General features: G+C 62.6%; 7 protein-coding genes and 2 tRNA genes. 5 read left to right on the forward strand and 4 right to left on the reverse strand.

Features of this window, described 5'->3' with window-relative positions:
- The first annotated feature begins 20 nt into the window (after positions 1-20).
- The 3 genes from V9L17_RS07270 (at position 21) to V9L17_RS07280 (ending at position 4,620) form a co-directional block, all read left to right on the forward strand.
- On the forward strand, positions 21-1,229 hold the full coding sequence (locus V9L17_RS07270; RefSeq protein ID WP_443198015.1) for a YlbL family protein: 1,209 nt from the start codon (positions 21-23) through the stop codon (positions 1,227-1,229).
- 157 nt (positions 1,230-1,386) lie between these two features.
- Positions 1,387-4,371, forward strand: a complete 2,985-nt coding sequence (locus V9L17_RS07275) for a UPF0182 family membrane protein (protein ID WP_337351035.1) — start codon at positions 1,387-1,389, stop codon at positions 4,369-4,371.
- 175 nt (positions 4,372-4,546) lie between these two features.
- Positions 4,547-4,620 (forward strand) — tRNA-Met (locus V9L17_RS07280).
- 91 nt (positions 4,621-4,711) lie between these two features.
- On the opposite strand, the gene V9L17_RS07285 is transcribed toward V9L17_RS07280, so the two are convergent.
- Positions 4,712-5,806, reverse strand: a complete 1,095-nt coding sequence (locus V9L17_RS07285; RefSeq protein WP_337350952.1) for a CobW family GTP-binding protein — start codon at positions 5,804-5,806, stop codon at positions 4,712-4,714.
- A gap of 141 nt (positions 5,807-5,947) precedes the next feature.
- On the opposite strand from V9L17_RS07285, the gene V9L17_RS07290 reads away from it, so the two are divergent.
- A tRNA-Met gene (locus V9L17_RS07290) sits at positions 5,948-6,024 on the forward strand.
- Between the two features lie 137 nt (positions 6,025-6,161).
- Complete coding sequence (locus V9L17_RS07295; RefSeq protein WP_337350953.1) at positions 6,162-7,094, forward strand: cytochrome b/b6 domain-containing protein; 933 nt, start codon at positions 6,162-6,164, stop codon at positions 7,092-7,094.
- Here the strand turns inward: V9L17_RS07295 and V9L17_RS07300 are convergent.
- The 3 genes from V9L17_RS07300 to V9L17_RS07310 form a co-directional block, all read right to left on the reverse strand.
- The gene (locus tag V9L17_RS07300) at positions 7,091-8,530 is read right to left on the reverse strand and encodes a cryptochrome/photolyase family protein (RefSeq protein WP_337350954.1); all 1,440 of its coding nucleotides are present in this window, start codon (positions 8,528-8,530) and stop codon (positions 7,091-7,093) included. The genes V9L17_RS07295 and V9L17_RS07300 overlap by 4 nt on opposite strands.
- A 146-nt stretch (positions 8,531-8,676) precedes the next feature.
- A complete protein-coding gene (locus tag V9L17_RS07305; protein ID WP_337350955.1) occupies positions 8,677-9,471 on the reverse strand; it encodes a PspA/IM30 family protein in 795 nt (264 codons plus the stop codon).
- A 110-nt stretch (positions 9,472-9,581) separates the two neighbouring features.
- Complete coding sequence (locus tag V9L17_RS07310) at positions 9,582-11,630, reverse strand: TPM domain-containing protein (RefSeq protein WP_337350956.1); 2,049 nt, start codon at positions 11,628-11,630, stop codon at positions 9,582-9,584.
- Positions 11,631-11,836: the final 206 nt, after the last annotated feature.

Consider the following 11,836-nt stretch of genomic DNA (forward strand, 5'->3'; position numbering starts at 1 on the left):
GGACGCGTAATGTTGGATGAGTGACTACGACGCGTGGCGACAATCCCCCTGAGGAACGCATAACCGAGCCCGACGCCGGCACAGGACCCTTGGACAAGGGGCCGGATACGTGGCCGGTGGGCGGCGCAACTCCCGGCCCCGTGGAGCCTTACGATAACCCTGCCTCCCGTCGGCCACGGCACGGCAAGAAGGTTTCCCTGATGATGGTCTCGGGAGTGGCTTCCTTGGGGCTCGGCCTTGCAGTGGGAACGCTGCCGGTGCCGTACGTCGTCGAAAAACCCGGTCCCACCTTCAACACGCTGGGCGAGGCCCGCGGTGAACCGGTCATCGGAGTCACCGGGCGAGAGACTTATCCAGCGGCCGGGAACCTGGACCTGACCACTGTTTATGTCGAAGGCGGTCCCAACGGTCCAGTCAGCATCCTGGGCGCCTTCGCGGCCTGGCTGGACCCTTCCAAATCGGTGTATCCCGAAGAGCTGATTTATCCCAAAGGAACTACAAGGGAACAGGCCGACGAACAGAGTTCAGTGGCCATGGCTACTTCCCAGGAGAACGCCGTTGCGTCGGCGCTCAAGGAACTGGAGATCCCATTCGGCCAGGAGCTGCAGGCCGCGGGGCTATCCAACGGTTCTCCCTCAGAAGGGAAAATTGCGCCAGGTGACGTTTTCCGGTCAATCAACGGGAAGGCCGTTACCGCGCTTTCCGTCATCCAGGATGAACTAGCCGCCGGTAAGGGGGCACCAGCCACCGTGGTGCTGGACAGGGAAGGGGAGCAGGTCACCGAGACCATCACACCAATGGACAACGGCGAGGGCCGGTACATCCTCGGGGTGATGCTCAAGTTCAAATTTACTTTTCCTTTTGACGTGAAAATCTCCCTGGACACCGTCGGCGGCCCGAGCGCCGGGATGATGTTCTCCCTGGGCATCATCGACAAGCTGACCCCCGGGGACCTCACGGGTGGCCGGCACGTTGCCGGGACCGGGGAGATCACCCCGGACGGCAAGGTTGGACCCATCGGCGGCGTGGCACAGAAGATGCAGGGTGCCCGGGCTGCTGGAGCCACCCTGTTCCTCGCGCCGGCAGCCAACTGCGATGAAGTTGTTGGCCATATTCCCGACGGCCTGCAGGTGGTAAAGGTGGCGAACCTCGCCGAGGCGCGGGACGCCGTCGAGCTCGCCGCCTCGGGCCAGGACACGTCCGGCCTTGCGGCCTGTACCAGCAACTAGACTGGGGCAGGAACTAAGCTTTACTGCCACTCGTGGCAGATATGACGGACGTTGCCATTCGGTTTGACCGGTACCGGACGTCGCACGCACGCACGCTTCGAATGTTAATCTGACGACCAGCTATGAGGTACCGAGTTTGTCCCGTCCTGCCAGCCCCATCCCGCCCGGAAGACCGCCCTCAAGACGAGGTGCCCTGACACCAACCCTCGTTGTTGTCGCACTCGTGGTGGTAGGTTTCATTTTCTTCGCCAATGTGTGGACTGACGTTTTGTGGTACCGGCAACTTGGCTTCTTCGAAGTCTTCCTGACGGAGAACGTGGCCAGGATCGGTATCTTTGTCGCCGGTTTCGCCATCATGTTTGCCGCGGTCTTTTTCGCGATCCGGATTGCCTACCACGCCCGGCCGGTCTACGCACCGGACTCCGAGATCAGGGACAACCTGAACCGGTACCAGGCGCAGCTTGAGCCGGTCCGCCGCGTGGTTATGCTCGGATTGCCCATCCTCTTCGGGCTTTTTGCCGGCAGCGCCGCGGCAAGCCAGTGGCAGAAGGTCCTGCTGTTCTTCAACCAGGAACCCTTCGGCCAGGCTGATCCGGAGTTCGGAATGGACCTCAGCTTCTACCTGATGACCCTGCCGTTCCTGGGATTCATCACCGGCTTCCTCATCAGCGTGGTTGTGGTGGCCGGCATCGCCGGGATCCTCACCCACTACCTCTATGGCAGTATTCGCCTGATGGAGCGCGGCATTTTTACCAGCCGCGCCGCGCAGATCCACCTTGCCGTTACGGGCGCTGCCTTCCTGCTCCTGCTGGGCACGAATTTCTGGCTGGACAGGTTCGCTGCACTGCAGAGCAACGGCGGACGGTGGGCAGGCGCCCTCTACACCGACGTCAGTGCCGTTATCCCCACCAAGGCCATTCTTGCGGTGGCGGCAGCCCTGGTAGCTATCCTCTTTATCGTCGCGGCGGTCATCGGCCGGTGGCGCCTGCCGGTCATCGGCACGGCCATGCTGATCATCACCTCCATCCTTGCCGGCGGCGTCTACCCCTGGGTGATCCAGCAGTTCCAGGTCCGCCCCTCAGAAGAGACGCTGGAGAAGAAATACATCGAGCGCAATATCCAGATGACCCGTGCCGCCTACGGCCTGGACAAGATCCAGGTGGACCGGTACGACGCCACCAACACCGCCACTACCGGAGCGCTCGCCCCGGACGCGCAGACCACCGCTAATATCAGGCTCCTTGATCCGAACCTGATTTCAGACGCTTTCTCGCAGCTGGAACAGTACCGCCCGTACTACCAGTTCCCCGAAGCCCTGAACGTCGACCGCTATGAAGTGGACGGCAAGATCCAGGACACCGTCATCGCGGTCCGCGAACTGAATCCCCAGAACGTGGCGGAGAACCAGCAGAGCTGGCTCAACCAGCACATTGTGTACACGCACGGTTACGGAGTAGTGGCGGCGAAGGGCAACAAATTCACCGTTGACGGCAAGCCTGAGTTCCTTCAGTCCGGTATTCCGTCCACCGGTGTCCTCGGCGACGATTCCACGTATGAACCGCGCATCTACTTCGGCGAAAGCTCACCCGAGTACTCGATTGTCGGGGCTCCGGACGGCTTCCCGAACCGTGAACAGGACAGGCCGTCAGGTGAGGGAGAGACGCAGTACACGTTCCAAGGCAATGGCGGTCCAAATGTGGGCAGCTTCTTCAACAAGGTGCTGTACTCCATCAAGTTCCAGTCCTCGGATCTGCTGCTCTCTGACGGTGTCAACGAGGAATCCCAGATCCTTTACGACCGCAGCCCGCGTGAGCGGGTGGAGAAGGTCGCGCCCTATCTGACGGTTGATGGAAATTCATATCCTGCCGTGGTGGATGGCCGGGTCAAGTGGATCGTGGATGGTTACACCACCAGCCAGTACTACCCGTACTCGCAGCAGGAACAGCTCTCAGACGCCACCGCCGACACCCAGACCACCTCCGGACGCGCGGTTGCGCTGCCCAACAGCACCGTCAACTACATCCGGAACTCCGTCAAGGCGACAGTGGATGCGTATGACGGCTCAGTCACCCTGTACGCCTGGGATGACCAGGACCCACTGTTGAAGTCCTGGCAGAAGGTCTTCCCGACGTCGCTCAAACCGTACTCGGAGATGTCCGGCGACGTTATGAGCCACGTCCGTTATCCGGAGGACCTCTTCAAGGTCCAGCGTCAGCTTCTGGGCCAGTACCACGTGACCGATCCCTCCAGCTTCTACAAGACGAACGATGCCTGGAGCGTCCCCGCCGACCCCACAGTGGACACGGACGTCAAGCAGCCGCCGTTCTACATGTCGCTGCAGATGCCTGACCAGGACAAGCCGGCCTTCCAGCTGACGTCGTCGTTCATCCCGCAGATCGTTAACGGAAATGCACGAAACGTCCTCTATGGCTTCCTCGCGGCGGATTCCGACGCCGGCAACCAGGCAGGCGTAAGAGCTGACAGTTATGGCAAGCTGCGGCTGCTTCAGATCCCGCCGGAGACCCAGGTCCCGGGACCCGGCCAGGCACAGAACAAGTTCAACTCGGATCCCACCGTGTCCCAGGCCCTGAACCTGCTCCGCCAGGGTGCCTCGGATGTGCTGAACGGCAACCTCCTGACGCTGCCGGTGGGCGGCGGAATCCTGTACGTCCAGCCGGTCTACCTGAAGTCCACGGGTGAAACGTCCTATCCGACGCTGCAGCGGGTGCTGGTGGCCTTCGGTGACAAGGTGGGCTTCGCGCCCACCCTGGATGCGGCCCTCAAGCAGTTGTTCGGCGGGGACTCCGGTGCTTCCGCCGGGGACTCCGACAACAACGGCCAGACTCCGCCGACGCCCGGCACCCCGCCCGTGGCCGGTGCGGATGCCAAGGCCGAACTCAAGGCCGCACTCGAGGAAGCAAGGGCCGCCATCCAGGCGGGCCAGGCAGCCCTCGCAGCAGGTGACTTCGCCGCCTACGGCGAACAGCAGAAGAAGATCGCTGCAGCACTGCAGAAGGCCGTCGACGCGGAAGCCAAGATTCCCGTCATCGTGCCTGAGGCGGTGCCTACTCCCGCGGCCACCCCGACTGAGGGGGCAACGCCAACAGGAACCGCTACGCCGTCGCCCACAGCGAGCAACTGATTGAACCCGCCGGCCTGGCCGCGCTCCGCAAGGAGTGTGGCCAGGCCGACGGCGTTAAGCGGCGCTGGGCGTCACGCCGGCCGCGTTCAAAAGGGAGCATGAGCTCTACGGAGACGCACATCACGCCATCTCGATTTGGCCTCCCGTTCACCCGACGGTAGAGTTGTTCTTGCGACGCGGGGTGGAGCAGTTCGGTAGCTCGCTGGGCTCATAACCCAGAGGTCACAGGTTCAAATCCTGTCCCCGCAACTGACGGAAAGTCCGGAACTGGAAACAGTTCCGGACTTTCCTGTTTTAAGGCTTGTGTGCCCGCCGCCGGGCATCGTTAGGTGGTTCCCGGCTACGTGCTGAGGCGCCGGTAGCGTTGCAGGCGCCGGAACCCGGCCTCCACATCCTGCCCTTGGGTGGGCTCAAGGGCGCTGCGAAGTCGTGCCTGTGTGATCGGCACGTCCACATGCAGGCCCACCGCCACCAGCTGATTCGGTTGCTGGTTCGCGGGGCGTTGGCCGGAAAGCGTGGAAGCGGTAGCGGAGTGAGCTTTGATGTGGATGGATCGCCCTACCAGGTTGACCTGGTAGCGCTGGATTCTGCGTCCGCTGTTGACCAGGACTGCGCCTTTGATCCGATATACGCCCGGTGGCGGTTCTTCGAGGAGATCCAGCAAGCGGCCGGCGTCGATTACTCCGCTATTTTGTGTGGACACAGCTGTCGCGTGCTGGTGTGGCTCGGTGTGGTGCTTCGCGTCGTGTTTGGTGTGGGCATCGAGGAGAAGGGAGCGGAGTGGTAACTCCTCAGCGGGTTCCTCCCGGGTTGCTGCGTCGAACACCAAGGTTGGGTCGATACGGCCATGGTGCGTACGGATGATATGGGCGTAAGGGTTGCGTTCGCGAACACGTTGCTCGATGCGGGCGAGTGTGTCCTCACGAGTCTGTGGATCGAGCCGATCGGTTTTGTTCAAGACAACAAGGGTGGCGGCCGCGAATCGGGTCGGGGGGAGGGACCCGGAATCGATGGTGTGGAAGTACTCCACCGCGTCTACAACGTCGATGGCCCCGCCGGGTCGGACGCGTTTGACACCGTTGAAACGGAGAAGGTGCCGCAGAGTGAGCGGGTCAGCGATCCCGCTGGCTTCGATGAGGATCGCATCGAGGCCCAGTTTCCGGCTCGCCAGTTTCTGGAGCGCCCCTTCGAGACCGTCACTGTCCGACAGGCAGCAAACGCATCCTCCTGCGATGGAAACAGGTTCGTCGATCTGTCCTGTGACGAGGCCGGCGTCAATATTGATGTCGCCAAAGTCATTCACGATGACGCCTATGCGTGCAGTTGGATGGCGTAAAAGGTGGTTGACGAACGTTGTCTTGCCTGCGCCGAGGAAACCGGCAACGGCCACGGCCGGCACGTCTGTGTTCATGGATTCGCCCACTTCAACCGTCATTATTGAGAATCATTTTTATTAACGTAACATGATGGAAGGCTCTGTGATAGTGAAGTGCCCCGAACTGGTTAGGCCTGCCATGCCCCCTTTCGGCGCCGTGGATTTCGTGCCGGCAAAAGTAAGGTAGTGTTGATCAAGCGACGCGGGGTGGAGCAGTTCGGTAGCTCGCTGGGCTCATAACCCAGAGGTCACAGGTTCAAATCCTGTCCCCGCAACCAAGTGAAGGCCCCGGCCGGCAGATATGCCGCCCGGGGTCTTCTTTTTCTTTGATTGCTAGTAGTTCCTAGTATTCTCTTTCGCAGGGCCTCAGATTTTTGGGCCACAGGTCAGTCATTCTCGAGAGGAATGTTGTTCGATGTCCACACCCACCAAAAAGTCCGGTCCTGCGACGGGCAAGCGGAACAAACTCTACTGGGGTGTTCCCGCTGCCTTGGTGGCGCTGGTGCTGGTGGTCTTGCTCGCGAAATGGCTGAGGGAACTCCCGGCCGTCTCTTCGTTCCTTGTGGACTACCCGGGCCATTCCGAGCTCCCGAAGGGCGCTCCGGTGGGATTCCCTGCCTGGCTCGCATGGCAGCATTTCCTCAATGGGTTTTTCCTGCTGCTGATCATCCGGACAGGCTGGCAGGTGCGGACCACCACCCGGCCCAGCGGTCACTGGACGCGCAACAACAAGGGCCTGATCAAAACCAAGACGCCGCCCACAAAGATCACCCTGGAACTGTGGTTCCACCTGACCCTGGACGCGTTGTGGATCCTCAACGGAGTGGTGTTTGCCATCCTCCTCTTTGCCACGGGACAGTGGATGCGGATTGTCCCCACGAGCTGGGATGTCTTCCCGAACGCGTTGTCCGCGGCCCTGCAGTACGCATCGCTGAACTGGCCTACCGAAAACGGTTGGGTCAACTACAACGCCCTGCAGTTACTGACCTACTTCCTCACTGTATTTATCGCAGCGCCCCTGGCCTTTATCTCCGGCATCCGGACCTCCTCGGCCTGGCCTAAGAAGGCAAGCGCCCTGAACAAGGCGTACCCGATCGAACTGGCACGGGCTATCCATTTCCCCGTCATGATCTATTTTGTGGCGTTCATCGTGGTGCACGTGTTCCTGGTGCTCACGACCGGCGCCCTGCGCAACCTGAACCACATGTACGCAGTGTCCGACGGCGACGGCTGGCTCGGTTTCTGGATCTTCCTCGTGTCGGTGGCCGTGATGGTGGCAGCCTGGTTCCTTGCCAGGCCCATCTTCCTGCGGCCCATCGCGTCCCTGATGGGCAAAGTCAGCCGCTAACGGCCGTCCTTCAGCCTCTGATAGGTCTCCAGCGCCCGCTCCCGGGATTCGGCCAAGGAGACCAGCGGCGACGGGTAGCTGCCTGCAGCCTCACTGTTCTTCCACGGCTCATGGATGTCCTTGTCGCTGAGGCCCGCGATTTCCGGGACATACTTTCTTAGGTACCGTCCGCCGGCGTCGAACTTCTTGCTCTGCGTGACCGGATTGAAGATCCGGAAGTAGGGCGACGCGTCCGCCCCTGAACCGGCCACCCACTGCCAGTTCGCCGGGTTGCTGGCGGAGTCAGCGTCGACCAATGTGTCCCAGAACCATTCCTCACCCAGCCGCCAGTCGGCCAGCATGTTCTTGACCAGGAATGAGGCGGCTGCCATCCGGACCCGGTTGTGCATCCAACCGGTCGTCCACAACTGGCGCATGCCGGCGTCCACCAACGGGTAACCTGTGCTGCCTTGCTGCCAGGCTCCGAGCTCGGCCTGGGATGGTTCCTCCCAGGCAAAGTCGTCGAACTCCGGCCGATAATTGCGGGTTGCGAGCTGCGGATTCACATAGAGGAGGTGCCAGCAGAATTCCCTCCAGCCAATCTCGGACCGGAAGATGCCGACGTCGGCCGGCGCCTGGCTCGGAAACCGCTGCCTGAGCGCATGCCACACGCGGAACGGACTGATTTCGCCGAAGCGGAGATAAGGGGACAACCTGCTGGTTCCCTCTATGCCGGGGACGTCCCTGCCGGTTCCGTAGTCGGCCGCCGGGCCGTCCAGGAAATCCTCCAAGCGGCCGTGCGCGCCCGCTTCGCCCGGTTCCCAGGTTTCCGCCAGGCCACCGCTCCAGTCGGGTGATTCCGGCAACAGCGACCACGACTCCAGCGCATCGCTTTTGGCATAGTTGTCCCGGCCCGCCGTGGCGGGGGATGGCAGAGCGTCGGGCGCGTCGAAGGGCAACCGGGGCTCCCCTGAGGCGAGGCAGGCGCGCCAAAATGGCGTAAAGACCTTGTACGGGCCGCCGCTGCCGGTAGTAACGGTCCATGGCTCGAAGAGGAGGGTGGCCTGAAAGCTGGCTGCTTCGATGCCCTCCCCGGCGGCCCATTCCTTGATACTGGTGTCCACAGCCCGTTCCGGACCGCCGTAGCGGCGGTTCCATAGGATATGGCCTGCGCCGGTTTCCTGGACCAGGTCCCGGATGATCCGGGCCGCCGGTCCCCGGCGGAGGACCAAAGTGGATCCGGCGTCCTCGAGATCGGCGGCGAGCGAGGTCAGTGAGTGGTGCAGCCACCAGCGGACTGCTCCTCCGAGAGGCCGGATTCCGGCCGATTCCTCGTCGAGGATGTACAGAACAGTCAGGGGCAGGCCGAGCTCGACGGCCCGCATCAACGCGGGGTTGTCGTCCAGTCGGAGGTCATCACGGAGCCAGACGATGGAGGTTGCGGCGGGGGAGGACATGCCCTCCACGCTACACACCTCCGGGAGCGAGCGGCACGGGCTGAGGCGGGGGTGATGCTGAGTTCAGCGTTCAGGAGACGGCGAAGGCCGGGGTTCGTTGCGAACCCCGGCCTTGAGCCTGCCCGGCGAGCCCGGATACCTGCTGGTTACAGCTTGTCGAAGTCCGCTTCGTCCACCGTGGACTCAGCACCCTGACCGCCGGCCGAGGCACCAATCGCGGGCTTGCTTGTGTTGCCGGATTTCAGCGCGGCAAGGCGCGCTTCGATCTCGACCTGCTCGCCGAGGTCCTCAAGCTGGTTGAACTGGGCGTCCAGGCTGGAGGCGGCAAGTTCCTGCTGGCCCCTGACCTTGGCCTCTTCGCGGCGGATCTTTTCCTCGAACCGGCCTACCTCGGACGTGGGGTCCATGAAGTCGATGCTCTTGATGGCGTCGTGGACCTGCGACTGGGCCGCTGCTGTCTTGGAACGGGCCACGAGCTCATTGCGCTTGCTGGTGAGCTCGTTGAGCTTACCCTTCATCTGGTCCAGGCCGGTCTTAAGCTTGTCCACCACTTCCCGCTGGGAAGAGATGCTGGGCTCTGCGCCCTTGGCTTCGTTCTCGGCAGACATCTGGCGCTGCAGAGCCACCTTGGCCAGGTTGTCGAACTTTTCGGCGTCCGCAGCGTGCCCGCTGCTGCGGTACTCGTCGGCCTTGCGCGACGCAGCGAGGGCCTTGTTGCCCCAGTCGCGGGCATTCTTGACGTCTTCGTTGTAGTCGTCCTCGAGCATGCGCAGGTTGCCGATGGTCTGCGCCACAGCCGATTCGGCCTCGGCGATGTTGTTGGTGTAGTCCCGGACCATCTGGTCCAGCATCTTCTGCGGATCCTCAGCGTTGTCCAGCAAGGAGTTGATATTTGCCTTTGCAAGCTGCGCGATGCGGCCGAAAATGGACTGCTTAACCATGGTGTTACCTTTCGTCCTGCTCAGTGGTGGCCACTGAAATCAGTGAACAGTTGTTGTACCGCTATCTATCCGCCGGGTGGGTCGTTCCGCCCGGCGCCTAGTCCTATGGGTCAGAAGTCTCCGCCGCCGCCGGAATCGCCGCCCCAGCCGCCGCCAGAGTCACCGCCGAAGCCGCCGCCGCCGTCGCCGCCCCATCCGCCGCCGTCGCTGTGGCCGCCGCCCCAACCGCCGCCGCTGCCGCCGTTGAGGATGGAGTTGATGAGGATGCCGCCGAGAATGGCACCGCCGAGGCCACCTCCGCCGCCTCCGCCGAACATGCCTCCACCGCCGTAGCCCTGGTTGGCATAGCCGCCGAAGTTGTCGACGTCGGCCTGGGCCAGCTGGGCGGCCTGGGCTGCGAGGGCGTGCGCCTGCTGGGCGTACGTGAGGGCAGTGACGGGATCATTGCGGGAAATGGAGAGTGCGTAGTCCAGGTTTCGCTGGGATTCAGCCAGTCTGGTGCGGGCCTCCGTGCCGACCCCGCCGCGGCGTGCCGTGATGTAGTCCGACGTGGCACTGATCTGGGCTTGCGCGGACATGATGGTCTGTTGCAACGAGGCCTGTGCCCGGCGAGCCTGTTCCTGCTGGTCGCGGATTCCGGTCAGCGCCTGGTCCAGTGCCTGGTGTGCCGTTTCGACGCGCTGCAGGGTAGCGATGGGATCGATCTTTCCGCCTTGAATTTCAGCCTTGACCTGCCCCAGGGCGGACTCGACGCCTGCCACCGGGCCGGTGAGTTCGGGGTGGGCACCGGACTGGATCATGGCCCGGGCCTGCGCGAGGTCCTGGGAGGTATCCACGACCGCGGCTTCAAGGCCGTTGCGGGCCTCATCCAAGCTGGTGGAGACCTTGGAAATCGCGTCGAGGAGAACGTTGGTCTGGTGGAGGCTCTCTTCGGAGGCGCGGACAGCCACTGCCGCAAGGCTGGCTTCGCCTTCCGCCAGCTTCTGCTCTGCAGTTTCCGTGGCATTCTGGACGAAGGCCAGCCGCTCTTTGGCCTGCGTGATGTTGTCTGCGACCTGGACCAGGGCGCTGTCCGCATATTTGGAGCGGAGAGTCGTCAGCGACTGCTCAGCGTTGGCGATCTTGGCGTCGGCTTCCCGCGCCCCGGCCTTGACCGTGGCGAGTGCCTGTGGCGCGTTCTTCTCCAGCTCGCGCAGTGAATCGAAATCGGCTTTTTGTTCCTGCAGGGAAGCGAGAGCGGCCTCGGAACGGCGGATGATCTCGCCCAGCCAGCTGCGCTGCTGCTCTTCGGTATCGGGAATATGGTCATCCAGCTGCTGCTGGAGTTTGAAGGACTCGGACATATGTCCTTTGGCTTCCTCCAGTGCCTTGGTGAAATTGCCGACGGCGGAATCGCCGTACTGGGCCTGGGCGAACATCAGCTCCTGCTCGCTGGACTTGATCGCGTCATCGGCTTCGATGAGCAGGGATCCGCTCTTGCGTCGGAGTTCCTCCACACTGAGCGAGGCAAGCGGATCGAGTTCGGCGCCCTGGGGACCGTAGCTGGCGCTGGACGCCTGGCCGGCCTTCTTCCGTTTGTTCCTGAGGTACAGGTAGGCGCCGGCACCTCCTGCGGCCAATACTCCGGTGCCTACGAGGATGGCAGTGCCTGCCCCGTTTTCGGACGGGACATTGCCGCTCCCGCCTCCAGCTGCGTCGCCGATGGCAGCGGCAGCATTGATGGCCGCTTTGGCGTAGTCGTTATTCGCCAGCTGCGGGCCGATGGCTTTGCTCTTGATGTTTTCGATTTGGGCGTTGGTGATTTTGCTGCCGCCCTTATTCAGGACGTACTGCCTGGTTTCGGTGGCCACGGCAAAAATCAGCGCATTCGAACCAAGGCTGGCCTTTTCGGCTACCTGGTCTGACCAGGCTTCCCGATCCGTCGGGTTTTCGAACTTCTTGACGGTGACGACGTGGAGCACCATTGCGTGGTCTGTGCCAAGCTTCTTGATGGCTGCCTCAACGTCTGCCTTGCCGCCGCCCAGCACGCCGGCGGAGTCGACAATCTTCGTCGCCGGATCCAGCGTCACCGGATCTTCGGCCCAGGCCGCGCCGGCGGGAGCCGCCAACAAGCCAGTCAGGCCAATCAAGGCGAGGATACGTTTGAACTTTGACCGCATGTGCAACCCTTCAGCACGCCTGACACCGATTCGGGACGAATCAGTCGTCTCAGAATGCAGCAGCGCCCCCACGCGTGGTGTAAAGCCGCAGGTCGCTGTGGCAATTCCTCTTGATTCTATGGTGCACCTATTGGTGCGTCCACAAAGCCGAATATGCCACCAGCGAAACGAAATCGGCGGGCCCGGAGCGGTGGCGTCGAGGCATT

The organism is Pseudarthrobacter sp. CCNWLW207, assembly GCF_037203945.1.
In the GTDB taxonomy this organism is placed as follows: Bacteria; Actinomycetota; Actinomycetes; order Actinomycetales; family Micrococcaceae; genus Arthrobacter.

Excerpts from the sequence above, each read along its gene's own strand:
- V9L17_RS07285 (WP_337350952.1), bottom strand. The coding sequence starts at position 5,806 with ATGACGGTTGAAGTGGGCGAATCCATGAACACAGACGTGCCGGCCGTG.
- V9L17_RS07295 (WP_337350953.1), top strand. The coding sequence starts at position 6,162 with ATGTCCACACCCACCAAAAAGTCCGGTCCTGCGACGGGCAAGCGGAAC.
- V9L17_RS07300 (WP_337350954.1), bottom strand. The coding sequence starts at position 8,530 with ATGTCCTCCCCCGCCGCAACCTCCATCGTCTGGCTCCGTGATGACCTC.
- V9L17_RS07305 (WP_337350955.1), bottom strand. The coding sequence starts at position 9,471 with ATGGTTAAGCAGTCCATTTTCGGCCGCATCGCGCAGCTTGCAAAGGCA.
- V9L17_RS07310 (WP_337350956.1), bottom strand. The coding sequence starts at position 11,630 with ATGCGGTCAAAGTTCAAACGTATCCTCGCCTTGATTGGCCTGACTGGC.